25 protein-coding genes are annotated in these 25831 nt (G+C 64.7%); 12 read left to right on the forward strand and 13 right to left on the reverse strand.

What is annotated here, in order from left to right; all coding sequences use genetic code 11:
• From BN60_RS18225 to BN60_RS18240, 4 genes are read left to right on the forward strand one after another with little or no spacing between them, the layout of a single operon-like run.
• Entirely contained in the window at positions 1–915 is a 915-nt protein-coding gene (locus tag BN60_RS18225) for a DMT family transporter (RefSeq protein WP_020697557.1), read from the forward strand.
• On the forward strand, positions 912–1682 hold the full coding sequence (locus BN60_RS18230; protein WP_020697558.1) for a glucose 1-dehydrogenase: 771 nt from the start codon (positions 912–914) through the stop codon (positions 1680–1682). Before BN60_RS18225 ends, BN60_RS18230 begins: the two co-directional genes overlap by 4 nt.
• A 9-nt stretch (positions 1683–1691) precedes the next feature.
• On the forward strand, positions 1692–2486 hold the full coding sequence (gene pcaD / locus BN60_RS18235; RefSeq protein ID WP_020697559.1) for a 3-oxoadipate enol-lactonase: 795 nt from the start codon (positions 1692–1694) through the stop codon (positions 2484–2486).
• Between the two features lie 4 nt (positions 2487–2490).
• The gene (locus tag BN60_RS18240) at positions 2491–3657 is read left to right on the forward strand and encodes an acyl-CoA dehydrogenase family protein (RefSeq protein ID WP_020697560.1); all 1167 of its coding nucleotides are present in this window, start codon (positions 2491–2493) and stop codon (positions 3655–3657) included.
• On the opposite strand, the gene BN60_RS18245 is transcribed toward BN60_RS18240, so the two are convergent.
• The gene (locus tag BN60_RS18245) at positions 3651–4763 is read right to left on the reverse strand and encodes an FUSC family protein (RefSeq protein WP_043284074.1); all 1113 of its coding nucleotides are present in this window, start codon (positions 4761–4763) and stop codon (positions 3651–3653) included. The two genes, BN60_RS18240 and BN60_RS18245, sit on opposite strands and share 7 nt — an antisense overlap.
• 36 nt (positions 4764–4799) lie before the next feature.
• On the opposite strand from BN60_RS18245, the gene BN60_RS18250 reads away from it, so the two are divergent.
• Complete coding sequence (locus BN60_RS18250) at positions 4800–5258, forward strand: hypothetical protein (RefSeq protein ID WP_148283475.1); 459 nt, start codon at positions 4800–4802, stop codon at positions 5256–5258.
• A gap of 24 nt (positions 5259–5282) precedes the next feature.
• On the opposite strand, the gene BN60_RS18255 is transcribed toward BN60_RS18250, so the two are convergent.
• The 5 genes from BN60_RS18255 to BN60_RS18275 form a co-directional block, all read right to left on the reverse strand.
• Positions 5283–7880, reverse strand: a complete 2598-nt coding sequence (locus tag BN60_RS18255; RefSeq protein WP_051150154.1) for an autotransporter outer membrane beta-barrel domain-containing protein — start codon at positions 7878–7880, stop codon at positions 5283–5285.
• A gap of 94 nt (positions 7881–7974) precedes the next feature.
• Positions 7975–9144: a helix-turn-helix transcriptional regulator gene (locus BN60_RS18260; protein ID WP_020697564.1), complete on the reverse strand. Its 1170-nt coding sequence runs from the start codon at positions 9142–9144 to the stop codon at positions 7975–7977.
• Positions 9145–9257: 113 nt separating this feature from the next.
• On the reverse strand, positions 9258–9800 hold the full coding sequence (locus tag BN60_RS18265) for an SRPBCC family protein (protein ID WP_020697565.1): 543 nt from the start codon (positions 9798–9800) through the stop codon (positions 9258–9260).
• Positions 9797–10153, reverse strand: coding sequence for an ArsR/SmtB family transcription factor (locus tag BN60_RS18270; RefSeq protein WP_020697566.1), 357 nt, complete (start codon positions 10151–10153; stop codon positions 9797–9799). Before BN60_RS18270 ends, BN60_RS18265 begins: the two co-directional genes overlap by 4 nt.
• 54 nt (positions 10154–10207) lie before the next feature.
• The gene (locus tag BN60_RS18275; RefSeq protein ID WP_020697567.1) at positions 10208–10630 is read right to left on the reverse strand and encodes a VOC family protein; all 423 of its coding nucleotides are present in this window, start codon (positions 10628–10630) and stop codon (positions 10208–10210) included.
• A 195-nt stretch (positions 10631–10825) separates the two neighbouring features.
• On the opposite strand from BN60_RS18275, the gene BN60_RS18280 reads away from it, so the two are divergent.
• The gene (locus BN60_RS18280) at positions 10826–11962 is read left to right on the forward strand and encodes an alpha/beta hydrolase (protein ID WP_020697568.1); all 1137 of its coding nucleotides are present in this window, start codon (positions 10826–10828) and stop codon (positions 11960–11962) included.
• Positions 11963–12043: 81 nt separating this feature from the next.
• Here the strand turns inward: BN60_RS18280 and wrbA are convergent, their stop codons facing one another.
• Together wrbA and BN60_RS18290 are read right to left on the reverse strand one after the other, a co-directional pair.
• Positions 12044–12643, reverse strand: a complete 600-nt coding sequence (gene wrbA, locus BN60_RS18285) for an NAD(P)H:quinone oxidoreductase (protein WP_020697569.1) — start codon at positions 12641–12643, stop codon at positions 12044–12046.
• Positions 12644–12692: 49 nt separating this feature from the next.
• Positions 12693–13562 carry a pirin family protein gene (locus BN60_RS18290; RefSeq protein WP_020697570.1) on the reverse strand — a complete coding sequence of 290 codons (870 nt, stop codon included), beginning with the start codon at positions 13560–13562 and terminating at the stop codon, positions 12693–12695.
• A 96-nt stretch (positions 13563–13658) separates the two neighbouring features.
• Between BN60_RS18290 and BN60_RS18295 the strand changes: the two genes are divergently transcribed.
• Positions 13659–14552 carry a LysR family transcriptional regulator gene (locus BN60_RS18295; RefSeq protein ID WP_020697571.1) on the forward strand — a complete coding sequence of 298 codons (894 nt, stop codon included), beginning with the start codon at positions 13659–13661 and terminating at the stop codon, positions 14550–14552.
• Positions 14553–14630: 78 nt separating this feature from the next.
• On the opposite strand, the gene BN60_RS18300 is transcribed toward BN60_RS18295, so the two are convergent.
• Positions 14631–15416: a dienelactone hydrolase family protein gene (locus BN60_RS18300; protein WP_020697572.1), complete on the reverse strand. Its 786-nt coding sequence runs from the start codon at positions 15414–15416 to the stop codon at positions 14631–14633.
• Between the two features lie 35 nt (positions 15417–15451).
• Here BN60_RS18300 and BN60_RS18305 point away from each other — a divergent pair, with 35 nt between their 5' ends.
• Complete coding sequence (locus BN60_RS18305) at positions 15452–15784, forward strand: EthD family reductase (RefSeq protein ID WP_020697573.1); 333 nt, start codon at positions 15452–15454, stop codon at positions 15782–15784.
• Between the two features lie 3 nt (positions 15785–15787).
• Here the strand turns inward: BN60_RS18305 and BN60_RS18310 are convergent, their stop codons facing one another.
• The gene (locus BN60_RS18310) at positions 15788–16759 is read right to left on the reverse strand and encodes a Bug family tripartite tricarboxylate transporter substrate binding protein (protein ID WP_043286114.1); all 972 of its coding nucleotides are present in this window, start codon (positions 16757–16759) and stop codon (positions 15788–15790) included.
• 69 nt (positions 16760–16828) lie between these two features.
• On the opposite strand from BN60_RS18310, the gene BN60_RS18315 reads away from it, so the two are divergent.
• The gene (locus tag BN60_RS18315; protein ID WP_020697575.1) at positions 16829–18514 is read left to right on the forward strand and encodes an N-acyl-D-amino-acid deacylase family protein; all 1686 of its coding nucleotides are present in this window, start codon (positions 16829–16831) and stop codon (positions 18512–18514) included.
• A gap of 4 nt (positions 18515–18518) precedes the next feature.
• On the opposite strand, the gene BN60_RS18320 is transcribed toward BN60_RS18315, so the two are convergent.
• Positions 18519–19493: a serine hydrolase domain-containing protein gene (locus BN60_RS18320; RefSeq protein WP_215905917.1), complete on the reverse strand. Its 975-nt coding sequence runs from the start codon at positions 19491–19493 to the stop codon at positions 18519–18521.
• Positions 19494–19686: 193 nt separating this feature from the next.
• On the opposite strand from BN60_RS18320, the gene BN60_RS18325 reads away from it, so the two are divergent.
• From BN60_RS18325 to BN60_RS18335, 3 genes are all read left to right on the forward strand, one after another.
• A complete protein-coding gene (locus tag BN60_RS18325; RefSeq protein WP_020697577.1) occupies positions 19687–19947 on the forward strand; it encodes a hypothetical protein in 261 nt (86 codons plus the stop codon).
• A 137-nt stretch (positions 19948–20084) separates the two neighbouring features.
• Positions 20085–21017: a cation diffusion facilitator family transporter gene (locus BN60_RS18330; protein ID WP_020697578.1), complete on the forward strand. Its 933-nt coding sequence runs from the start codon at positions 20085–20087 to the stop codon at positions 21015–21017.
• A 75-nt stretch (positions 21018–21092) separates the two neighbouring features.
• Positions 21093–22586 (forward strand): CoA-acylating methylmalonate-semialdehyde dehydrogenase, encoded by a 1494-nt coding sequence (locus BN60_RS18335; RefSeq protein ID WP_020697579.1) that lies wholly within the window; start codon positions 21093–21095, stop codon positions 22584–22586.
• A 6-nt stretch (positions 22587–22592) separates the two neighbouring features.
• On the opposite strand, the gene BN60_RS18340 is transcribed toward BN60_RS18335, so the two are convergent.
• A complete protein-coding gene (locus BN60_RS18340) occupies positions 22593–24167 on the reverse strand; it encodes an ABC transporter substrate-binding protein (RefSeq protein ID WP_043284077.1) in 1575 nt (524 codons plus the stop codon).
• Between the two features lie 80 nt (positions 24168–24247).
• Entirely contained in the window at positions 24248–25828 is a 1581-nt protein-coding gene (locus BN60_RS18345; protein WP_020697581.1) for an ABC transporter substrate-binding protein, read from the reverse strand.
• Positions 25829–25831: the final 3 nt, after the last annotated feature.

Consider the following 25831-nt stretch of genomic DNA (forward strand, 5'->3'; position numbering starts at 1 on the left):
ATGTCTGCTCCCGTCGTCGACGCTCCCGACTCGCTATCTCGGTTCATCCCGTCGCGCACGGTCCGTGGCTTCGTCGTGGCCGTGGTGTCCGGCATCTTCTTCACGCTGCTCAACACCTCGGTGAAGGAGCTGGCGACCGAACTGCCGCCGCTCCTCGTCTCGTGGGGACGCTGGCTGGCCGGTGTCGTCGTCATTGCGCCGGCGATGCTGTGGTACGGCGGTATCGCAGGTCTGGCGACGCGTGATTTCAAGCTGCACTGCTTTCGCGGCGTGTTCCATACCTCCGGCTACGCCCTGTGGTACGAGGCCGTCGTCTGGCTGCCGCTCGCCACCATGGCGGCGCTGGGCTTCACCGGTCCGATCTTCGTGACACTGGGCGCCGTGCTCTTTCTCGGCGAGAAGGTCCATGCCCGCCGCTGGACGGCCGTCGCCATCGGCTTCCTCGGGATGCTCGTCATCGTCCGCCCCGGTCTGGCCGATGCCAACGCCGGCATATGGCTGATGCTGGGGGCGGTGCCGCTGATCGCCGGCTCGAACCTCGTCGCCAAGGCGGTGTCGGGCCGCGACAGTCCCGCCCTGGTCGTCTTCTGGCAAACGATGATCGCCACGATCTGCTTTGCGCCCTTCGGGCTGTGGTTCTGGCAGACGCCGACCCTGACCCAGCTCCTGCTGTTCCTGGCCGCCGGCTTCTTCGGCACCATGGGCTACTTCTTCCTCACCTGGGCCTACCGCCTCCTCGACATTTCCGCCCTGCAACCCATCACCTTCCTGGGCATCGTCTGGGCTGCCTTGATGGACGTGGCAGTCTGGGGCAAGACCTCCGACGTCTGGACCTTCGTCGGCGCCGCGATCATCGTGGCCGCCACGACCTACATCGCTCATCGGGAAGCTGTTTCGGGAGGAAAGAAGAAATGACGGATCGTCTGGCCGGCAAGGTGGCTTTGATCACGGGTGCCGCATCGGGTCTCGGCGCCAACGCCGCCGCGCTGATGGTGCAGGAAGGCGCCAAGGTCGTCGTTGCCGATATCGCCCAGGACCGCGGTAAGGCCATGGCCGACAAGCTGGGCTCCTCGGGTCATTTCGTGAAGCTCGACGTCACGAGCGAAGACAACTGGAAGGCCGCGATCCGGGAAACCGTCGACAAGTTCGGTGCCCTGCACGTGCTGGTGAACTCCGCCGGCATCGGCCTCAGCAAGACCGTCGAGGAGATCGAACTTGCGGAGTGGCGCAAGGTCCATGCCATCGACCTCGACGGCGTCTTCCTCGGCTGCAAGCACGGCGTCGCCGAGATCAAGAAGCATACCGGCCGGCTCGGCGGCTCGATCATCAACATCTCGTCGATCTCCGGCATCATCGCCGGCGCCAACATGGCGGCCTACAACTCGGCCAAGGCCGGCGTGCGCCTCCTCAGCAAGTCGGTGGCGCTGCATTGCGCCAAGTCGGGCTACAACATCCGCTGCAATTCGGTCCATCCCACCTTCATCGACACACCGATCCTCGACAAGTATCGCGACCGCTTCGGCCAGGACCTGATGCAGCAAAAGCTCGGCAAGCAGGTCCCGATCGGCCGCCTCGGCCGGCCCGAGGAAGTGGGCTGGGCGCTCGTCTTCCTCGCCTCCGACGAATCGAGCTTCATGACCGGCTCAGAAGTCGTGATCGACGGCGGCATCTCGGCGATGTGAGGAAGGGCCATGCTCCTCTCCCTTAACGGCCACAAGATCTACTTCGACCTCGCTGGCCCCCAGAACGCGCCGGTGGTCTGCTTCACCCATTCGCTGGCGGCCGATGGCGGCATGTGGAACGAGCAGCTCGTGCCGCTGCTGGCCGCCGGCTATCGCGTCCTGCGGCTGGATATGCGCGGCCACGGCGGCAGCCAGCCGGTCGACGGCGACTACACGATGGACGCGCTGGCGGCCGACGTGAAAGCCGCGCTCGATTTCCTGGGGATCGCCAGGGTGCATTACATCGGCCTGTCGATCGGCGGCATGATCGGCCAGGGCTTTGCACTGGCCTACCCCGACCGGCTGAAGTCGCTGATGCTCTGCGACACACATCCTTCCTCGCCCGACGACTCGGCAGGCCTCTGGGATCAACGCAAGGCAGCGGTTCGCAAGGGCGGTACAGCGCTGCTGGCCGACGGCAACATGGAGCGCTGGTTCACGGCCGAGTTCAAAGGCGCGAACCCGCAGCGCTGGAAGGAAATCCATTCGACGATCTGTGGCACGTCGAGCGCAGGCTTCCTGGGCTGCGCGGCGGCCATCCAGAACTTCGACTATCTCGACCGGCTCGCCACCATCAAGGTGCCGACGCTTGTCGTCTGCGGCGACGACGATCAAGCGACGCCGCCGGACCGCAACAGGCTGATCGCGTCCAAGATCCCGGGCGCGCGTTACGAAGACATCGCCAAGGCGCGCCATCTGCCGAATGTCGAGCGGCCGGAACAGTTCAACCCGATCATGATGCAGTGGCTAGGACTCAACAGGTAACACCATGGAATTCGCCTTCACCGAAGACCAGCTCGCCATCAAGGACAGCGTGGCCAAGCTCTGTGCCCAGTTCGACGACAAGTACTGGCTGAAGAAGGACAAGGAAGGCGGCTTCCCCAACGACTTCTACAAGGCGATGGCCGATGCCGGCTGGCTGGGCATCGCCATGCCGGAGGAATATGGCGGCTCCGGCCTCGGCATCACCGAAGCGGCGCTGGTCATGCAGACGGTGGCGGAGTCGGGCGCGGCGCTGCAAGGCGCATCGGCGATCCATCTCAACATCTTCGGGCCGAACCCGATCGTGGTGTTCGGCACGGAGGAGCAGAAGAAGCGCATCCTCCCGGATATCATCGCGGGCAAGGTCAAGGGCTGCTTCGCGGTCACCGAGCCCGACGCCGGGCTCAACACCACGGCGCTCGACACCAAGGCCGAACGCGACGGCAACGGCTACATCGTGCACGGCAAGAAGACCTTCACGACGACCGCCTCGGTCGCCGACAAGATGCTGCTGATCGCGCGCACCACGCCCAAGGAGAAGTGCAAGAAACCGACCGACGGGCTGTCGCTCTTCTACACTGACCTCGACCGCTCGAAGGTCGAAGTCACCGAAATCGACAAGATGGGCCGCAAGGCGATCGACACCAACCAGGTGTTCATCGACGGCCTGAAGGTGCCGCTGGAAGACCGCATCGGCGAGGAAGGCAAAGGCTTCCATTACCTCCTGCACGGGCTGAACCCCGAGCGCGTGCTGATCGGCGCGGAGGCGATCGGCATCGGCAAGGCCGCCCTGGCGCGGGCGACGCAGTATGCCAAGGAGCGTGTCGTGTTCGGCCGGCCCATCGGCAAGAACCAGGCGATCCAGCACCCGCTGGCCGAGAGCTGGATGGCCCTCGAAGCCGCCAACCTGATGGCCTTCAAGGCCGCCTGGCTCTACGACAACGGCAAGGATTGCGGTGCCGAGGCGAACTCGGCCAAGTATCTCGGCGCGCGTGCGGCCTACGACGCCTGCGAACGGGCGATCCTGACGCACGGCGGCTACGGCTACGCCAAGGAATTCCACGTCGAACGCTTCCTGCGCGAAGTCATGATCGCGCGCATCGCGCCGGTGAGCGAACAGCTCATCCTCTGCTATGTCGCCGAGCGCGTGCTGGGCCTGCCCAAGAGCTACTGAACGCGGGCCGAGCGCTCGATCTCGCGGCCGAGCTCGCGCAGGTTCTGCCGCAACTGCTCGAGCGCAAAACTCAGCGCAAAGAAGCGGCCAACCATGTCGTCGGACAGGCCACGTGTCAGCCCCTCGCCGCGCAGGGCGGCGATCTCCGCGGCGGCGGCGACGAACGCCGCCTCCAGGCGATCGGCGGAAGGCGCCGGGCGGCGGGCCAGCAGCTCGATGCTTGCAGCCCGGAGATATTCGCCGCCGGCGCGGCCGACCTCGACAAGCTTGGGCGTGAGCCGGGCCTGCAGGGGTTCGGGCAATGGATCGCCGCGCACGATGCGGCGGACGGTAACCACGTCGTGACGCAGGCGCGCCAGCGTCTGGCGCAACGGGCGAACATCGGGTTCACCAGAAAGTCGGGCGGCGCGTTCTCGCTCGCCCTCATCGGCACTCACTGTCAAGTCGCTGAGTGCCTGACCGATGCGGTCGTAGAGCCGCCGCAGTTCCTCGGCTTCGGTGTCAGCCATCGGCCCCGGCAGCAGACGCCCAAGCACCCTGGCCAGCAGGTCGAGCACGCGGGCCGCCTCCTGTCGGGCCAGCCGGTGGCCGCCTGCCGGCAGGACGAGGAAGGACACCAAAAACCCCACGATCACACCCAGCGATACTTCGAGTACGCGATAGACGGCGGTGGCGAGGGGGCCACTCGTATGAGCGATGGCCGGCATCAGCACGATGATGATCGACGCGACCGGCACGGCGTTGAGATTGCGCTTGAGTGCGGCCAGCAGCGCCAGCGGCGCCACCGCCAGGAAGAGAACGAGGAGGAGCGACCATTCGCTTTGATGCGGAATCAGGATGGCCAGTGCGCCGCCGTAGATCGTGCCGGCAACCGTGCCCAGCATGTAGTCGATCGAAGCCTTGAGGGAACGACCGACACTCATCTGCGTCACGATCATGGCCGTCAGCACCGTCCAGAGCGGCAGCGGCAGGTCGAGCGCCTGGGCCAGGAGGAGGCTCAGGATCGCGGCCAGGGTCATCCGCAGGGTGAGCGCCAGTTGCACACGATAGGCGCGCGTACGGGCGCGCAACCAGCGCCGAAGGACCTCAAGGCGGGACAAATTCATTCCCGACAAGGAACCACGTCACGAATGCGGCGGAAAGTGGACAAGGGCAACCGCCCCCTTGCCGGCGCGTTCCTTAAGGACCACTTTCAATTCATCAGCGTGGAGGAGTCCATGACTCGCACCCACCACTGGGCGGGCCTCGCCCTCGGCAGCACCCTTCTCGTCGCGTTGGCGGTTTCGATTGTGCCGTCGACGCCACCTGCTTCGGCCCAAAGTCAGGCGGATCGCATCTGCTTGGGGCAAGGCATTGGGTCTTCGTCGGCCGGCTATGAGTATTGCCTGTCGCGGGCTACACGTGCACTCGAATGGGGCAAACCGGAACTGGCCTATTCGCTGGCACGCATGACAGCCGATTCACGTGACGCTTGCATGTCCTATGGCCTGGCGCCGACCACCACCGACTACCGGGCGTGCCTGGAGCGCGAGACGCATGCGCGCAGTCAAGTCATCTACAGCGACGAACCGCAGTACGAGCACCAGATCGCCACCCCGTAAGACGCGACTGGCGCCCCATGTCGGTCAGAACTTTATGCTGAGGTTGCCGCGGACGGATTGATCGAGCGCGCCGGCGCCGAACTGCCCGCCATAGGAGATCCCGAGCGTGGCATTGGGGGCGAGGCGGAAGTCGAAGCCCGCGTCAACGACGGCAGCGTCTTGTGCGATCGGCACGCCCAGTATGGTGAATGTTCCGCCGCCCGCAAAGGCGAAGAGCGCGGCGGGGGTCGTGTCGCCGAAGGCATGCCGCCAGCCGGCACTGGCCTTTGCGGTGGCCTCGACACTACCCAACGTAAAGCCGGTCGACGCACGTATTCCCAGCGTGGTGAAGGTGGCGCTGCTGACCGATCCCCAACTCGTCAAAGCGGCTGCTCCGCCCGTCTCGCTAAAACCGTCGGTCCGCAGGCTAACATAACCCGCATTGGCGAAAGGCTCGAAGGAAGCCCCGCCCATCCGCAGGCCATAGCCCAGCTCGCCGAACACCTGGGTGGTACCGGCCGTGTAGCTGCCCTTGGCCGTGTCGGCGAAGCCGGGGAAGACAACAGAGCGGCTGGTCGAGAGCGCATGCCACGTATGGGCAACGCCCAGGCGAACAGCGAGATCGCCCCATTGCGTGCCGCCATAGAGGCCGAGATGAAAGTTGTCGCTGGTGCCGGAAGAGTTGCGGTCGCTGACCTGAAAGCTCGATCGGCTGTAGCCGACAAGAAGGCCTGCGCGCGCTTTGTCCTCCATGACCGGAACATCGGCGCCCAGATAGAAGCCACCCGTATCGCGCCACAGAGCGGCGGCATTACCATTGCTGTTCCAGCGCCCCCAGGACCCAAAGGCGCGTGTCCAGAAAGTCACGCGATCGATGGTGGCGCACGACGTCGCCGCCTCGCACTCGGTCTGACCCGCTGTCGATGCCAGCGCCGTCCCCGGGTTGCCGGATGTACTGCGCAGGCGGCCGAATGCGGCGTCGCGCACGAACTGGCTGTCGGAGATCAGGACGCTCTTGATCGAGGCATGGACCTCGCCCGAGAGCTGATCGAAGGCATACTGGGCCACGGCATCGCTCGGAAGGGCGAGGATGGCCGACGAAAGCGAACCCGATGTCGGCAGCGTCCCGAGACCGGCCGCTGTATTGAGCTGGTTCGATGTCTGGGCGGCCGCCGTGAAGGAGCGAGTCTGCAGCACGTCGACATAGACATTGTTGGGATCGTAGGCCGCGACGAAGCCCACGAACGCCGTCAGCTGGGTGTCGCCCGTGAGTACGTAAGTCCCGGAGAGACCGCCGTTCGCCGTCAGCACCGTGTAGCGCGTGCCGAGCACGTAGGGTCCGCCGTCCGCCTTGACGACCTGCAGTGCCGCGCCGTCGATGAGTTGGCCGACGCCGGTCACGTTGATGCGGTCGCCCGTCCCGTTGGAGGCAAGCTCGACCTGATAGACCGAACCGGGCGCCTGGCCGAAGTTGCCGGCGGTCAGCGTGCCGATCGATGCAAAGCCGGGCGCCACCGTGCCGCCGGGATGGATGCCGACATCGCCGAGTGTTCCCGTACCTCCCAGCACACCACCCGACACGGTGATGTTCGACCCGGCGAGCGAGCCGTTCACGATGAGCTGCCCGCCGCTTACCCTGGTGTTTCCGGTGAACCCGCCGGAGTTCCCGGTCAGGATCGTCGTGCCGGCGATCTGATCGATCCTGCCGTCGCCGATCATGACCGGCGCAAAGGCGTAGCCTGCACTGGTGTGATTGAAGATGACCCTGCCATCCCCCGCACCGAACTGGATGATCGCTGCCGCCACCGTCCCGGGCGCCGCGGCCGCATCGCCCGCGGCCGCACCGATATTGAGGGCGCCCGTAGACTGGGCATCCACGGCAATGGCGAAGCTGCCCGCCGCGGAGAGTGCCCCGCCGTTGCGAACCGTCACGATGCCGTTGCCGAAGTTGCCGATCGTGACGACGTCGCTGCTGGTCCAGGTCGAACCGGCGCCATCGATCGTCACGGTGCCGGACGAACCTTCACCCGAAGCGATCCGTCCGACGCCACTGATCACGACACCGCCGTTGCGAATATCGAGCGTGCCCTTGCCGGACCATCCGACCTCGAGCGCCTGCCCCACAAGCAAGGTCGACCCCAATCCGTCGACGGTCACGACGCCGGTGGCAATTTCCTGATCGCCGATCGTGAGATAGGTACCGGTCGACACGGTACCGCCGTTGACGACCCTCAAGGCGCCGCTGGCGGCGCTGGCGACAACCAGGCTGGTGTCTACGTGCCAGCCCGCCGAGTCGACGGTCACCGTCCCGGCCGAACCGGGCGAAAAGGCGATCCTGGCGGATTCGGTGGTAAGGGAGCCGAAGTTACGAACGATCAGGCTGCCTGTCGTGCCGACGTCGCGGGCAATGACCGTAAGGCCCGTCAGAGACACTGCCGGCCCGCCGTCGATGATGGGGCCCGGCGTATCGGAATTGACCCATGTGGGGCCGGTGGGAAGGATCGCCGGCGCCCAGTTCCCGGCCTTGAACCAGTCGTTGTCGATCGCTCCGGTCCAGACGCTCTGCGCCGATAGCGGGGCCGTCGTGGCCATGAGCGCCAATGCGGACACCGAGAGACGTAGCTTCCAACGATTGACCGACACTTGCACTCTCCCGACAACAAACCGGCGGGAGGCAATATCGGATGGCCGATGCCGCAGGCATCGCCCGATAGGGTGATGCGCGGCCAGAAGCCGGTCAGGCCTCGTCGTATCCCTCCGGCTGGCCCGTCCGGATCGGGGGCGTGAGTTCACGCATCAGCAACTGCAGCTGCCGCTGGTCGCGGGTGCCTGTCTTGTCGTAGACGACGCCGAGCTGCGTCTTCACGGTATGATCCGAGACGCCGCTTGCCCTGGCGATCTCGTTGCGCGTCATGCCTTCGGCTGCGAGGGCAGCGACCCGCTTTTCCGCAGCCGTCAGCCCGAACAGGGCCGCGATCGCCTCGATGGCCGGGATGGGATTGGTCCCGGGCGTCGCAATGAAGATCGCGGCTGTCGCCTGGGGAGACATGACCGCGTGATGGCGTTGCGCCAGCGGCAGCACATGGACGATCGACGGTCGGTCTGTCTTGACGAGCGGGACGCCGATTCCGACCGTTCCAAGGAGAACCTCGTCGCGGTTCCCGAGTTCCACGGCGTGCGCTATCGACGCCTGTGCCTGCGCATAGGCAATGGTCAGCCGGCCTTCGGTCTGCCGGATGAACGCTTCGTCCCGCAGGAGGACCTCGGCCGCCGTATTGGCGTAGAGGAGGCGCATGTCGCCCGTCACGATGAGGACGGGATGCGCCAGATTGTCGATCACTTCCTGGAAGATCCGGGATCTGCGCCGCTCCACCTCGAACAGGTCCGTGATGCTGACGGCGCGCCGGATGTGCGGCGCGAGCTGCGCCAGCCGCGCTTTGCTAGCCGGCGTCGCCGGCATGTCGTCGTGGGTGATGGTGGTAAGCGCGCCAACAAACTCGTTACGCTTCATCACAGCAAGATTGAAGCCCGTACGAAAGCGATTGGGCTGCATCCATTCCGTGTAGGTGCGGCTTGCGTACCAGACGTCACGACCATCGGGACCGTACAGATTGCACAGCGCATCGAAGTCGAGCGGAACGTCGAGTTCGAACTTGGGCAGGATCGAATAGAACGGCACGTGAGCCGCATAGGTCGAAACGAGCGGCTCGAGCACGATCGGATCGCCGTCAACCGCCGAGAAGCGCGCCGTCTTCCTCGCTGGATCCATGACGGCCAGCATGGTGAGGACGCTGTCCGTCATCTCCGTGATCTGGCCCAGAGCGGCTTGCCAGCGATCAGGCTCGGCAACGCAGTCGTAAAGAGTGCCGATGGCCTCCAACAGTTTCGAGTTGTCCGTCGCCGCCAAGGAAAAAACGCCTCCAACTACCGGGCCTTGCGACCGTCGGCTCTCGCGCTCGTTGATTATATTCGCGAGAGCGCAGCCGCACAGAGCGAATATGGGCAACCTGGGACGACAATTCAGTCTTTGGGGTAGCGCCTCTCGTATTCCTGCTCGATGTCGCCGAAGACGATCCAAAAGGCAGGCGGCGTCCGCCCATTGGCGCGTTCGACCAGTATGTCGAGATGCGTATGCCAGCCGCCGCTGACGTCGAGCATCTCCTCTCGGCTTGCCAGCCGGCGATGCGTCACCGTCAGCAGGACCTGGCTGCCTTGCGGCTTCAGCTCGAAGATCACTTCCGAGCTCTCCGGCCAGGTCATCGCCAGCAGGCGCGGCGGATCGATCTGCGTGATCTCGTGGTGGCTCTCGTGTCCCTTGGAGTCGAGGCTCTTGTACTTCTCCGGCGCCGGCGCTTGATGGGGCGAGAGATCGGCATGCTTGAAGGCAAGTTTGACCTTGCCGCCGACCTTGAGTTCCATCGGTCCGGGCGCCAGCCATTCGCCGCGCTTCTTCTCGTCCGTCAGAAATGCCCAGACCGTCTCGATCGGCCCCGGCAACAGCCGCTCGAAGCGCACTTCGGCAGGCGCGATGATCCGGCCGTAGCCGTCGGGTGCAGCCGTCATTTGCGACTCCTCCTCTTCTTCTGATGCGCGTGACGCAGCATCGCGGTTTCGAGATCGTCGAGGCGGGCCGTCCAGAAGCGCTGGTAGTAAGCGATCCAGCGGTCGGCTTGGGCCAGAGGCCCCGCCTCGATGCGGCAGCGATGGGTGCGGCCTTCGATGGTTCGGCTGAGAAGCCCGGCCTCTTCCAGCACCTTCACGTGCTTGGCCGCAGCTGCGAAGGACATGTCGAATGGCCGCGCCAGTTCGCCCACGCTGTGCTCACCGTCAGCCAGCTGACGCAGCATCGCGCGACGGGTTGGATCGGCGAGCGCATGAAACACGCGATCCAGGGCGGGTGTATTATATTCAACCATTGAGTTGAATATAATACACCACTCTCAATATTCAACCATTCAGTTGATTAAAGCTCAGATGCGGAAGGTGATCCTTCCGTCCTCTGCGATCGCCCAGGATGGGTTCCAGGCGATCTCCCAGGCGTGATCGTCGGGATCGGCGACATAGCCGCGGAAACCGCCGTGCGGCGGCTCATCGGCCGGCCGCAGAATCCGCCCGCCGGCGGCCGCCAGCCGATCGAGCACGGGCTGCACGTCTTTTTTGGCGGGAACGTTGTGTGCCAAGGCAAAGGCGCCGGGCCGCACCAAACCGGGACGTTGCATGTCTCCTTCGAGGTCCGATGTCGGCCAGAGGCCGAGCACCAACCCATTCATTTGATAGAAGACAATTCCCGGTGTCTCGAACACGGGCTTCCAGCCGAAACCCTCGCCGTAGAAACGCTTGGAGCGACCGAGATCGGCGACGCCCAGGGTGATCAGAGAAATCTGCTGCTGCATGGTCCACGTTCCTCTTGTTCGCCGACGCGGGAGTGCGCAGGCGCGAGGTCGCGGGGCAAGGGAGCGACGCTCCCGTCAGGACTGACGCCCGCAGAGCGGACGAAAGCGCCGGACTAAACCACACCGGCCTGCCTTTTTCGACGTCATCAAAGTAGGCTCGCGGTTCCTTTCGTTCAAGCCTCGGACACAAAGACCATGGAACCGCTTCCCTCTTCCGTCCTGCCCGCCGGTGTGCGCAGCCGTATTCTTCCCGACATCAACGGCCTCGACATCCACATCCTGGAAGCCGGCTTCGAGCCGCGCGGCCGGCCGGCCGTGATGCTGTTCCACGGCTTCCCCGAACTTGCCTACAGCTGGCGCAAGGTGCTGCCGGCCCTCGGTGCCGCTGGCTATCACGCGATCGCGCCGGACCTGCGCGGCTATGGTCGCACGACCGGATGGGACGCAGACTACGATGCCGATCAAAGCGGCTTTCGCTTCACCAATCTGCTGCGCGACGCTATCGGCGTGCTCTATGCGCTGGGCCATCGCACGGCCGAGGCTGCGGTCGGCCACGATTTCGGCTCGGCAGTCGCCTCCTACTCGTCTCTGGCGCGGCCCGACATCTTCAAGCGCATGGCGTTGATGAGTGCGCCCTTCGCAGGACCTACGGCGGTACCGTTCGACACCGACGGCAAGCCACCGGCCGCAAAGGCGCCGGACATCCATGCCGCACTGGCGGCGCTGCCGCGGCCGCGCAAGCATTACCAGTGGTATCAGTCGACGCGCGAGGCCAACGAAAACCAGTGGCGTGCCAAGCAGGGCCTGCACGACTTCCTGCGCGCCTACTATCACTACAAGAGCGCCGACTGGAAGGCGAACAAGCCGTACGAACTCAAGGGCTGGATCGCCGAAGAGCTGGCCAAGATGCCGACCTACTACATCATGGATCTTGCCGAAGGCATGGCCGAGTCGGTCGCCAAGGAAATGCCGAGCGCGGCCGAGATCGCGGCCAACAAATGGCTGACGGAGGCCGAACTCAAAGTCTACAGCGGCGAGTATCAGCGCACCGGCTTCCAGGGTGGACTGAACTGGTATCGCGCGCGGACCAGCGGCCGCGTCACGCCGGAACTCGAGATCTTCACCGGCCGCACCATCGATCAGCCCTCGACCTTCATTTCGGGCAAGAGCGACTGGGGCAACTATCAGGCTCCCGGCGCCCTGGAGAAGATGCAGAAGAGCGTCTGCACCAACATGAAAGCGATCCACTTGATCGAAGGTGCCGGACACTGGGTGCAGCAGGAACAGCCGGACGAAGTCAACCGGCTCCTCCTGGCCTTCCTGAAGACTTGAGCGCTGGCCGCGACCAGATAGCAAACAGCCGGCCCGAGGTGGCCGGCTGTTTCCTCCCTTTCTCGAAATGCCCGGCGAGCGCTATGCCGCGAGCTTCTTCGCCGTCTCGGCGACCTTGCGGCCCTGATAACGCGCACCGACCAGCTCGTTCTCCGAAGGCTGGCGCTGTCCGGTACCGCCCGTGATGGTCGTGGCGCCGTAGGGGCTGCCGCCGGTGATCTCGTCGAGCGTCATCTGGCCGGCGTGGCCGTAGTCGAGGCCGACGATCACCAAGCCGAAGTGCAGCAGGTTGGTGATGATGGAGAACAGCGTCGTCTCCTGGCCGCCATGCTGCGTCGCCGTCGAGGTGAAGGCCCCGCCCACCTTGCCGTGCAACGCCCCCTTGGCCCACAGGCTGCCGGCCTGGTCGAGGAAGCTCGCCATCTGCGAGGACATGCGGCCAAAGCGCGTGCCCGTGCCGACGATCACGGCATCGTAGTTGGCCAGGTCCTCGACCTTGGCGATCGGCGCTTCCTGGTCGAGCTTGAAGTGGGCGGCCTTGGCCACCGCCTCCGGCGCGGTCTCGGGAACGCGCTTGATATCGACCTGGGCGCCGGCCTCGCGGGCACCCTCGGCCACGGCCTTGGCCATCGTCTCGATGTGGCCATAGCTCGAATAATAGAGAACAAGAACCTTGGTCATCACACTCTCCACTCGTCTTTCGCTGTTGAGGGTTGGGGGTTGCAGAAACTCAGGTGTCGATGCGGCCCATGCGGCCGGCGTGATAGTCGCGAACCGCGCGCTCGAGGTCGGCGATCGAGTTCATGACGAACGGTCCATGACGCAGGATCGGCGCGTCGAGCGGATCGCCGCCGATCAGCAACACTTCACTGTCTTCCGCCGCGACAAGGGCTACGACCTGGCCGGCCGTCAGCCGCGCCAGCTGGCCAGCGGCGATGCGCCTGCCGTCGCCGCCGATGCGCACGGCCCCGACCATGACGTAGACCGCAAGCTCCGCTACGTTGCCTGTTTCGAGTTCGGTTTCGGCACCGGCCTTCAGCGACGCATGCACGACGAAGGGATTGCCCGAGGTCGCGATCGGCCCGACCAGATCGCCGAGCGTTCCGGCAACAAGGCGGGTCCGCACGCGCCCATCCCCGCTTTGCAGGGTTGGAATCTCGGACGCCCGCACATGGCGGTACGATGGCGCCGCATGCTTCTCGCCCTTGGGCATGTTGATCCAGAGCTGCACACCATGGACATGTCCGCCGTCGCGGCGCATCGCCTCGTCGGGACCTTCGTCGTGGATCACGCCGCGGCCGGCGCGCATCCACTGGACCTCGCCCGGGCGCATGGCGCTGGTGTTACCGAGACTGTCCTTGTGCCGCTGACTGCCTTCCAGCAGCAGGGTCAGCGTCTCGATGCCGGCATGCGGGTGCGCCGACGCGCCCTTCGCCTCGCCCGGCCGGACGTCGATCGGGCCGAACTGATCGAGAAAGATGAAGGGGCCGATGCCCTCGTAGGCCGTCGACGGGATGGCCCGGCGGACTTCGAATCCGTCGCCTTCGAGGGCCCGGAAAGCCTCGTGGACCGAAGCGACGGTCCGCTTTGAGTTTTTCATGTGAGACGCCCTCCTTCCTGTCGAGGACCTATGTAGGGGCTACCTTCTCACCTTAAAATCTGTATAATATTTAATGATCTTTTCAGTATTTTAGAAATGTCAGAGCCCGGCTTTCCCTCCCTCAGCCAGCTTCAGGTCCTGCTCACCGTGGTCGACGCCGGAAGCTTCGCGGCGGCGGCCCGCCGGCTGAACCGCGCCACATCGGCCATCACCTATGCGATCGACAATCTCGAGGCCCAGCTCGGCCTGCCACTGTTCGACCGCGTGGCGACGCGCAAGCCGGAGCTGACCCAGGCCGGCCGCGCCATCGTCGCTGAGGCGCGAACCGTAACTCACAGCGTCGACATGCTGCGGGCCAAGGTGAAGGGCCTGCTCGAAGGCCTGGAGGCCGAGGTCTCGGTCGCCGTCGACGTCATGCTGCCGACCAGCCGCCTGGTCGACGCCCTCCAGGCATTTCAGGCCACGTTCCCGACCGTCCCCTTGCGACTTCATGTCGAAACGCTGGGCGCGATCACCCAGCTCGTCTCCGAACGTGCGGCTGTCGTCGGCATCAGCGGTCCGCTGCATGTCGATACGACCGGCCTCGAACGCATCACCATCGGTCACGTCGAGTTCGTCCCCGTGGCGGCGCCGTTTCATCCACTGGCACGCCTTGGCGCGCAGACGCCCGGTGCCGCGCGCAACCACATCCAGCTCGTCCTGACCGACCGATCGAAGCTCACCGAAGGACAGGATTTCGGGGTCATCAGCACGAAGAGCTGGCGCCTCGCCGACCTCGGCGCCAAGCACGCCCTGCTGCTGGCGGGTGTCGGCTGGGGCAACATGCCGGCGGCGATGGTGCAAGGCGACCTCGACGCCGGCCGGCTGGTCAAACTCGACCTGCCCGAATGGTCGGAGAGTATCTATCCGCTGAAAGCGCTGTATCGCACCGACACGCCGCCCGGCCCCGCCGCGCAATGGTTGATCGAGCGGTTCAAGAGTCAGATCTGACGATACCGACGGGATCGTGCCGATACGCCGGAACCCGGATCGGTTTTGACCGATCCTCCCCGCACTCGGGAATGCCGCCTAATGCAGGTACTTCGCCAGGAACGCCCGGGTCCGCGCTTCGGCGTCTGGCGCGGCTACGGTGTCGTAGACCAGCCGGTGCGGCTTGCCGCCGGCACCCGACACGGTGCGATCCACGGCCTTCGCATCGAAGCTGTGGTAGGCCTCGGGATAGTAGACAGCTTCGACGAGATCGCCGCGGGCGAGACTCCCGACCAGCTTTCGACAACGGTCCGAGGGCGTCCAATCGTCCTTGTCGCCAGCCAGCAGCAGGACCGGGATGTCGATGCCGGCATCGAACTGCGGGTTACAGCCCGGATAGTAGGCGACACCGGCCACGAGCCCACGCTTGGCGAGCGCAAAGCTCGACTGTGCGGACCGGATCACCGTCGAGCCGCCATGGCTGTGGCCGATGATCCCGACCTTGCCCTTCACCACATCGGGCCGCGTCGCGAGATAGTCGAGAGCACCCGCGATGTCGGCGACACGCATGTTCGGCGTCACCACGCCGGGCGTCGTGCACACCGCCTTGGTGCCGCGCGGATTGAACGAAGCCGGCACCAGCACGAAATAGCCCCACCCCACCAGCAACTTCGCCCATCCGTCGGTATGCCGACCGACACCGGCACAGCTATGCGCCAGAATGATCGCGGGAAACGGACCATCGCCCGGCGGCCGGGAGATCCAGCCCTTCACCTCCGGTCCGGCCTGGCTGGTGCCGACCGCGACACTCGGGAAGCTCACGCCCTGCGCCCAGGCGTGGCCGCCGAACAGCACAAGAACGGCAATCGCAATGGCCCGAATCATGGCACTAGTATTAGGCAACAGGAGGACCGCCATCCATGATCAAGACAATCGGCCTGCTGACACGCCGCGACGACTGGACCCACGAGCAGTTCGTGGCGCATTGGGTCGACGTCCACGCACCGCTGGCGCGCGCCGTGCCTGGCCTCTTGCGTTACGTGCAGAACCACATAGAGGGCGTGCGCCGCCGGGCCGACGTCGGCGAGACGGTCATCGAGATCGATGGCATTGCCGAACTGTGGTTCGCCGATCGCGCCGCCCTCGAGGCGGCGTCGCATACGCCCGAAATGGAAGCGCTGCACGCCGACGGCGCGAAGTTCATCGGCCGCATCAAGAGCTATATCGTCGAGGAGAAGACGATCGTCGGCTGACGATCACTCAGGCTCGATGCCCGCCTGTTTGGCGATCTCGCCCCAGGCCACCAACTCCTTCTTGATACGCTGCGCAAAGGCATCCGGCGCCTCGCCGCCCGGCTCGCTCGCAAGATCGCGAATCTTGGCCAGCGTCTCCGGCTCGGCCAGCACGGCGACCACATCGTCGCGCAGGCGCTGCGTCAATGCCGGCGGCATATTGCCGGGGCCGAACAGCGAGAACCACGCCCCCTGCTCGACGCCCGCCACGCCTGCCTCGGCCATGGTCGGAATATCGGGCAATGCTGCCAGCCGCTTGCCGGTGCTGACCGCCAACATGCGCAGCGTGCCGGCGCGGTGATGCGACATCACCGTGAGCGGGCTGGTAAAGCCGACCGGGATGTGGCCGCCGGCAAGTTCCTGCATCATTGGCGCTGCCCCCTTGTAGGCGACATTCTCGATCTTGAGCCCACTGCGTAGCCGGAAGAGTTCGCCGATCAGGCGGGTCGTATTCTCGGTGCTGCCGAACTGGTACTTGCCGGGATTGGCGCGCGCCGCCGTCAGGAATTTCTCCATCGCATCGAAGCCCGCCTTGGGCGAGCCGACCAGCGCGATGGCGCCCTCGATCAACGGCGTCACGGGCGTGAAGTCGCGCTCCGTATCGTAGGGCAGGGTCTTCGTCGTGTAGGGATTGATCGTGTGCGCGCTGGTCATCACCAGAAGCGTGTAGCCGTCGGGGGCCGCCTTTGCGACGATCTCACTCCCCAGAATGCCGCTCGCGCCGCCCTTGTTGTCGATGATGACGGTCTGCTTCCAGCGATCGGCAAGACGCGGAACGATCAGGGGAGCCACCAGGTCCGTGCCACCGCCCGCCGGATAGGGCACCACGACCCGGACCTGCTTCGTCGGAAAATCCTGCGCACGGACGATTGCGGGAGTGAGCCCGCTCGCAAGCCCAAAGGCGGTGGTCCCAGCGACGAATCCACGACGCTTCATGCCAGGCATGCAATCCTCCGGTTCCATTTTATTGCCGCCAGACTAGGGTTCCCCGTGGAGGAAACCAAGATGTTCGACCTTGTCATCAGGGACGCTGAAATCTTCGACGGCTCGGGCACCAAGCCGGTTCACGGTGACGTCGGCGTCACCAACGGCAGGATCGCCGCCATCGGCCCCAAGCTCGGCGCGGAGAAGGAAACGGTGAAAGCGAGCGGGCTGGCCCTCGCGCCCGGCATCATCGACGGCCATACGCATTACGATGCGCAGATCACCTGGGACCCGTTCGTCGATCCCTCCCCTGCGCTCGGCGTCACGACGACCGTCCTCGGCAATTGCGGCTTCACCATCGCGCCCTGCAAGCCGCAGGACCGCGACCTCACGATGCGCCACCTGACCCATGTCGAGGGCATGTCGCTCGATGCCTTGCGCGCCGGCATCCGCTGGGAGTTCGAGAGCTTTCCGCAGTATCTCGACATGCTGGAGAAGAACGGCGTCGGTCCCAATGTCGCCTGCTTCGCCGGCCACTCGGCCATCCGCACCTTCGTGATGGGGGCCGACGCAACCGAACGAGCGGCGACCGAAACCGAAGTCGCCCAGATGGCCGATCTGGTGCGCGACGCTATGAAGGCCGGCGCGGTCGGCTTCGCCTCCAGCACGGCGGAAGCCCATAACGGCGAGGGCGGGACGCCCATGCCCTCGCGCCTCGCCGACGATCGCGAGCTGCGCACCCTGGTCCGCGCCATGAGCGAAAGCGGCAAAGGCGTCTACATGCTGACCAAGGGCAGCAAAACCTCGATCCCCTATCTCGAAGAAATCGCCGCCGAGGCCAAGCGGCCGGTCGTGATCGCCGCGCTCTTCCATTCCAACACCAATCCGGCGGCCTCCTTCGACTGGCTGCGCCAGGTGAACGAGGCACGCGCCCGCGGGCACCAACTGGTGGCGCAGACGTCGTGCTGTCCGCTCAGCATGGATTTCACTTTCAAGAGCCCCTACCTGTTCGAGAGCATGCAGGCGTGGAAACCCGCAATGGCCGCCCACGATCCCGCGGAACTCGAGAAGATCTACCGCGATCCGGCCTGGCGTGCCTCGGTGCGCGCCGAACTGGAGGCAAAGCGTGGCCGGCTGCTGTTCAACAGCGAATGGAACAAGCTCTTCGTCGTCGAGACGGCGAAGGCGGAGAACCGTGCTCTCGAAGGCGCGACCCTCGATGTGCTGGCCAAGCAGGCGGGCAAGGAGCCACTGGATTTCATCCTCGACTTCGCCCTGTCGGAGAAGCTCGACACGATGTTCGTGGCGCAACTCCTGCACAACGACGATGCGGCCGTCGGCAAGATCCTGGCCGATCCCAATACGCACATCTCGCTGAGCGACGCCGGCGCCCACCTCACCTTCTTCTGCGATGCCGGGTTCGGCCTGCATCTGATGGGCCATTGGAGCCGCGATCTCGGCGTGCTCGACCTGGCCCAGGCGGTGCATCGCCTCACGGGGCAGCCGGCGAAGCTGTTCGGCATCGAAGGCCGTGGTCTCCTGCGCGAAGGCTACGCCGCCGACCTGATGCTGTTCGATCCCGCGACGGTGGCACGCGGACCGAAGCGTCGCGCCCACGACCTCCCGGCCGGCGCCGCTCGGCTCACGGCCTCGGCCGTGGGCTTGCACGGCGTTTGGATCAACGGCACCAGGGCCGCCGACGAGAAGGGCTTCTGCGCCGATCCCAAGGCGCGGCCCGGCGAGGTGCTGCGCCGCTTCGCGGCCTAGTAGATTACGGCCAGCGCGTAACGGCGCGCGCCGCGTCGCCCAGGAGGCGGTCGAGTTCGCCATGCGCGGGCCCGGCCTGAAGGCCGGGCTCTAGATAGACCACCATGTTGACGTCGAGGGCGCCGAGCCGGACAGCGAAGGTCGAATAGGAGATGCGCAACGGTCCGTCGAAGCTGTTGTTCATCGTGTAGGTCCAGCGGCCCCAGTGCCAGAAATTGCCGCCGCCCTGCCGCGTCGGCCGGACGAAGGTGCCCAGTCCATAGTGCGTGGCGGCGCGCTCCTCGCCTGCGAAGGGCGGCTGCATCATCCAGCGCCGCGCCACGGGACCGATGGCGGGATTGTCGACGGCGAAGGCCTGGTAGAAGCGGCCATAGTCCGCCAGCGGCATGCGCCAGCCACCGTAGCTTGAGAGAATGCGCCATGCCGGATCGAGTTCGGCGTCGCGCGCGCCCAGCGGCACCAGCACGGTTTGCCGGCAAAAGGTTTCGTACGATTGGCCCGTCGCTTCCTCGATGATCGCGCCCAGCAGCAGATAGGCTGCATTCGAGTAGGCGTATTTCGTGCCGGGTTGCAGGGGCAGCCTTTGGGCGATCACCCATTTCAGTTGGGCATCGAAGGCGGTTTCCCGTGCGGTATGGGTCCGCAAGTAGGTGGCTAAGGCCCCCGAGGTCGCATCGTTCTTGCCGTCGAAGCCCGCACGATGAGCGAGCAGTTCGCCGATCGTCACCTGCAGCAGACGCGGATCGGCAGGCGGTCCGATGCGCGTCAGGGTCCTTGCCATCGCTTCGGCGACGCGCGTGTCGAAATCGAGACGACCGCGATCGATCAGGGAGGCAATGCAGACGCCGGTCACCGCCTTGGAGAGGCTTGCCAGCGGCACCGGCGTACCGGCCGCCAGCCGGCCCATCTCGGCTGAATGCACAGGCCGGCCACCATGGACCACGACCAACCCGCCGGTCGAGCGCTGTTGCCTGGCCATCCAGCCGCGCCAAGCCTGTTCGATATCCTGGACGGTCTGAGCCTCTGCTGCTCCGCCCACGGCAAAACAAAGACTCAGGACGGCAGCAAAAATCGTCAGAACAACGACGCGACGCATGGCGGCAAGGGCATGGAAAATCATCTCTTTGACGGGTACAAACGCGCGGGCCGCAATCCTAAGGAGACCCGCCGGCATGGCCATACAGTACTTCGCCAAGGTCACGGCGAGCGATCATGAAGTGTTTCAGCGTACCGTGAAACACTATCCTGCCTCGAGCTATTCGGACTGGCACATTCGCGAGGCCGCACGGATGGCGGAGTGGCGCGCCCGGCGGCACACCATCAAGATGGTCGCCATTACTCCCAAAGAATTTGCCGACCATTGCGCAAAGACCGGCAAGCCCAGCGACATCATCACCTTCAAGGCCTTCCTGATCGACAAGGCCGGCTTCTGATCCCTGGATGGAAGCGCCTGCGGGCCGCCATCGAGTGGGGGCGCGCCTAGCGAAGCCTTGCACCGCCTCCCGTTCGACGTGCGATTGCGAATCTGTCGGCAAGCCATCACACTGCCGCGTCGCGCCACAGGAACCCCATGTCTGCAGGCCACGATCATACAGGTCACAGCCACGGCAGTGGCGGTCACTCCCACAATCATGCCGCAGGCGCCAACAGCAAGATGCTGGGCATCGCGCTCGCCCTCACGGCCACCTTTCTGATCGTCGAGCTGGTCGGCGCTTATCTGTTCAACAGCCTCGCCCTGCTCTCCGATGCAGCACACATGTTCACCGATGCCGCGGCCCTGGCGATCGCCCTCGCGGCCGTGAAAATCGGCCAACGTCCGGCGGACGAACGCCGAACTTTCGGCTACCGCCGTTTCGAGATTCTGGCCGCCGCCTTCAACGCTCTTCTGCTGTTTGCCGTCGCGGCCTTCGTGCTCTGGGAAGGAATCAGCCGCCTGATGGTCGCACAGCCCGTCGAATCGGGCGGCATGCTGGTGATCGCCGTGGCGGGTTTGGTCGTCAATCTCATCGCCATGCGCCTCCTGTCCGCCGGCAAGGACCGGAGCCTGAACGTCAAAGGCGCCTATCTCGAAGTCTGGGCCGATATGCTGGGCTCCGCCGGTGTCGTTGCGGCGGCGCTCATCATCATGGCGACCGGCTGGACCTGGGTGGATCCCATCGTCGCCATCGCCATCGGTCTCTGGGTGGTGCCGCGCACCTGGACCCTGTTGAAGGACACGACGCAGATCCTGCTCGAAGGCGTTCCCGGTCACCTCGAGCTAGGCGAGATACGGGCCGCCATGGCCGGTACGCCGGGCGTTGCCAGCGTACACGACCTCCACGTCTGGTCGATGAGCAGCGACGATGTCAGCCTCTCGGTCCATGTCGTCCTGACCGAGGGCGCAGACGCGGAAACCGTTCGACGCGACGTTGCGGCGCTGCTGCATGATCGGTTCAAGATCGAGCACGCGACGATCCAGACCGAGCGGGAAGCCTGTATCGCGCACGAGACGGTCCATCCCTAGGGTCTATCCCTAGGATAGTTCATCCTTGGTTACGCCGGTTCCATGCTAAAACCCGCCAATTGGCGGAGGATAAAGATGGTCGTGAGTATTGGGCACTATGTCGACAACAAGCTGGTGGCAGGAAAGAGCGGTCGCACCGGCGACATCACGAACCCGGCGACCGGCGAAGTAACCGCCAAGGTCGCCTTCGCCTCGGTCGACGAGATCGATGCCGCCGTCCAGATCGCGAAGAAGGCGCAGCTCGCCTGGGCAGCAACACCGCCGATGCGCCGCCAGCGGGTCATGTTCAACCTGAAGGGGCTAATCGAGAAGCGCATCGACGATCTGGCTCGGCACCTGTCGCTCGAGCACGGCAAGACCTTCGACGATGCCAAGGGCGAAGTCGGACGCGGCCTCGAGGTCGTGGAGTTCGCCTGCGGTATTGCCCATCATCTGCGCGGCGACTTCTCCGAGCAGGTCGCGTCGGACATGGATACCTGGTCGGTCCGCCAGCCGCTCGGCGTCGTGGCGGGTATCACGCCGTTCAACTTCCCGATCATGATCCCCTGCTGGATGGGCGCCATGGCCGTGGCCACCGGCAACGCCTTCATCCTGAAGCCCTCGGAGAAGGACCCCAGCGCGCCGATGCTGCTGGCGGAACTCTACGCCGAGGCGGGCGCGCCGGCCGGCATCTTCCAGGTGCTGAATGGCGACAAGGTCGCGGTCGACGCACTCCTGAAGCACCCCGACGTGCCGGCGATCTCGTTCGTAGGATCGACCGCGATCGGCGAATATGTCTATCACACCGGCACGCAGCAGAATAAGCGCGTGCAGGCCCTGTGCGGCGCCAAGAACCATATGGTGGTGATGCCCGATGCCGATCTCGACCAGACGGCCGACGCCCTGATGGGGGCGGCCTACGGTGCCGCCGGCGAGCGTTGCATGGCGATCTCGGTGGCCGTCGCGGTGGGCGATGTCGGCGACCGGCTCATCGAGAAGCTGGTGCCTCGCGTCCAGGCGCTGAAGGTCGGCCCCGGCCTCGATCCGCAGTCGGAGATGGGTCCGCTGGTGACGCGCCAGCATCGCGACAAGGTGATGGGCTATGTCGACCAGGGCGTGAAGGAAGGCGCCAAGCTGGTGGTCGATGGCCGTGGCCTGAAGCTGCAGGGCTACGAGAACGGCAACTTCATGGGCGGCTGCCTGTTCGACCAGGTGACGCCCGACATGACGATCTACAAGGACGAGATCTTCGGTCCCGTGCTCTCGGTCGTGCGGTCGAAGACCTTCGACGACGCCGTGAAGCTGGTGAACGACCACGCCTATGGCAACGGCACGGCGATCTTCACGCGCGACGGCGATGCCGCTCGCGCCTTCGCCAGCAACGTGAAGATCGGCATGGTCGGCATCAACGTGCCGATCCCCGTGCCGGTGGCCTATCACAGCTTCGGCGGCTGGAAGGCCTCGGTCTTCGGCGATCACGGCATCTACGGCATGGAAGGCGTGCGCTTCTACACCAAGCTCAAGACCGTGACCGCCCGCTGGCCGACCGGCATCCGGTCGGGCGCGGAGTTCAACTTCAAGGCGCGATAGGCCTCGTTACTTCTTTTCGATGTTCCAGAAGATCGTGACCGGCGAGACGAGATTGCCGGTCACATTCTTGCGCAACGCCACCGGCGCGTACCATTGGCCGACATAGCCGTGCGTCGGATTCTCCGACACGCGCACCTGCATGGCAGTGGCCAGTTCCTTCTGCTTGGCCGGATCGGTCTCGTCGGCAAAGGCGGCGCGCAACCGTAGAAGCTCGTCATCCTTCGGCCAGCCGAACCAGGCATTCGCGCCCACCGCGTTGATGTAGGTGTTGGCCAGCGGATCGACGATGTCGACGGCAGCCGACGAGGTCAGAAAGGCGTTCCAGCCGCCCTTGTCCGGCGGATCCTTGCGGGCGCGACGGCTGACCAGGGTCTGCCAATCCATCGACTGCATGTCGACCTTGAGGCCGGCCCGCTCCATCAGCGACTTGGCGACCGGCGCCAGGTTCGTCAGCACGTAAAGGTCCGTCGAGTGCATCAGAACCACCGGCGTACCGTCATAGCCGCCTTCCTTCAACAGCTCGCGTGCCTTCACGAAGTTGCTGTCGTACATCGCCTCCATGCCCTTGGTGGTGGCATAGGGCGTGTCGCACATGAACATCGCCTTGCAGACCTTGTAGTACTTGGGATCACCGATCACACCGTCGAGAAAGTCCTTCTGGTTGAAGGCGGTGATGACGGCCTGACGGATCTTGGCGTTGTCGAACGGCTTGAAGAGCTGGTTGAAGCGGAAGATGTACTGATTGCCCCACTTGTTCAGGTTCTCCAGCTTGATATTGGGATCGGCCTCCATGACCTTGAACAGATCGTGCTGCGGGCTCTCGATCATGTCGATTTCGCCCTTGATCAGAGCATTCACCACGGTCTGCTGGTCTGACATCGCGACCCATTCGACGCGATCGACTTTGGCGATCTTGCCGCCAGCGAGGCCCGACGGCGGCTCGGCGCGGGGCTTGTACTTCGGATTCTTGACGTAAACCGTCTTGTCGCCGGGTTTCCATTCCTCCCTCTTGAAGATGAAGGGGCCGGAGCCGGTGGTATCGTCGATCTGCTTGCCAGGATCGGTCTCGGCGACCTTCTTCGGCATGATGAACGGATTGCCCGACGGCTTGCCCAACGCCTGCAGCATGATGCCGGTCGGCGCCTTCAGCACGATCTGGAAGGTCTTGGGGTCGACGGCTTTGGCATCGACCACTTTGGCCCAGAGCATCTGGCCCAGCGGATCGCGCACCGCCCAGCGCTTGAGCGAGGGAATGACATCGGCCGAGGTGACCGGCGTGCCGTCGTGAAACTCGAGCCCGTCGCGCAGGGTGAAGGTCCAGGTGAGCTTATCGTCGCTCACCTTCCATGTGTCGACCATCTGCGGCTTGACCTCGAGATTGCCGTCCAGCGCGAACAGCGTGTCGTAGATCATGTAGCCGTGGTTGCGGACGATGTAGGCCGTCGTCCAGATCGGATCGAGGATCTTGAGGTCGGAGTGTTTGACCACTCTCAAAGTCGTTTGCGCCTGAACACTCCCGAGAATGCCCGACGCCACGCCGATCACGCACGCTACTGCTAAACTAAGGACACGCTTGCGCATCACCCGCCTCCCCATTTGCAGACAACGTGCATCGTTGTCCAGGGAGGCGGGTATTGGCAAGCACTACCGGAAGAGCGGCTCTACTTCTTCTCGACGTTCCAGAACACCGGCACCGGCGAAGTGACGTTGCCGCTGATATTATTGCGGGTTCCCATCGCGCCCGTGTACTGGCCGAGCACGGCGTGTGTCGGCACTTGGGCGGCGCGGAGCTGGATCTTCTCGACGAGTTCCTTGCGCTTGGCCTCGTCGGTCTCGTCGGCGAAGGCCTGACGCAGCCGCGTGATCTCCTCGTCGCAGGGCCAGCCGAACCATGCCTTGTCGCAGCTCGTACTGATGAAGCTCGAGTTCACCGGGTCGAGCGAATCGACGCTGCTGGTCGAGGTAATCAGGATGTTCCAGCCGCCTTTGTCCGGAGCGTCCTTCTTGGCGCGGCGGGCGACAAGGGTCTGCCAATCCATCGACTGCATGTCGACCTTGAGGCCGGCCTTCTCCATCAGCGACTTAGCGATCGGCGCCATGTTGGTCAGCACGTAGAGATCGGTCGAGTGCAGCAGCACGACCGGCGTGCCGTCGTAGCCGCCCTCCTTCAGGAGTTCCTTGGCCTTGGCGAAGTCGCTGCCGTACTTGTCCTCGAAGCCGGCGGCCGTCTCGTAGGGTCCGCCACAGACGAACAGCGCCTTGCAGAGCTTGTAGTAGTCGGGATCGCCGATCACGCCTTCGAGAAAGTCCTTCTGGTTCAACGCATAGAGCATCGCCTGCCGGTTCTTGGGATTGTCGAACGGCTTATGGAGCTGGTTGAAGCGGTAGATGTACTGGTTGCCCCACTTGTTGGTGGTGACCAGCCGGATGTTCTTGTCGCTCTTCAGGATCGGATAGAGGTCGTGCTGAGGCTGCTCGATGATGTCGATCTCACCGGCCTGCAGCGCGTTGACCGCGGTCTGCTGGTCGGGCATCGCCACCCACTCGACGCGATCGACCTTGGCGATCTTGCCGCCAGCGAGGCCCGATGGCGGCTCGGCGCGCGGCTTGTATTTGGGATTCTTGACGTAGACCGTCTTGTCGCCGGGCTTCCATTCGTCCTTCTTGAAGATGAACGGACCCGAACCCGTATAGTCGTCGATTTGCTTGCTGGGGTCGGTCTCCGCCACCCGCTTCGGCATGATGAACGGATTGCCCGACGGCTTGGCCAGCGCCTGCAGCACGATGCCGGTCGGCGCCTTGAGCACGAGTTGAAAGGTCTTGGGATCGACAGCCTTGGCTTCGGCGACCTTGGCCCACAGGATCTGGCCCAGCGAATCGCGGGCAGCCCAGCGCTTCAGCGAAGCGATGACGTCGTCGGACGTGACCGGCTGGCCGTCGTGGAACTCTAGCCCATCGCGCAGAGTGAAGGTCCAGGTGAGCTTGTCGTCGCTCATCTTCCAAGTATCGACCATCTGCGGCTGGATCTTGAGGTTCCCATCCAGCGCAAACAGCGTGTCGTAAACCATGTAACCGTGGTTGCGCACGATGAACGCTGTCGTCCAGATCGGGTCCAGGATCTTGAGATCCGAATGCATGACCGCCCGGAGGGTCTTGGGCTGTTGGGCAATCGCCGTCACTGGGGCGACGACCGGCGTCGAAAGCGCCAGTGCCGTGAACAGTCCGAGTATCCGTTTACGCATAGT

The sequence above is a fragment of the Reyranella massiliensis 521 genome, from assembly GCF_000312425.1.
Lineage (GTDB): Bacteria > Pseudomonadota > Alphaproteobacteria > Reyranellales > Reyranellaceae > Reyranella > Reyranella massiliensis.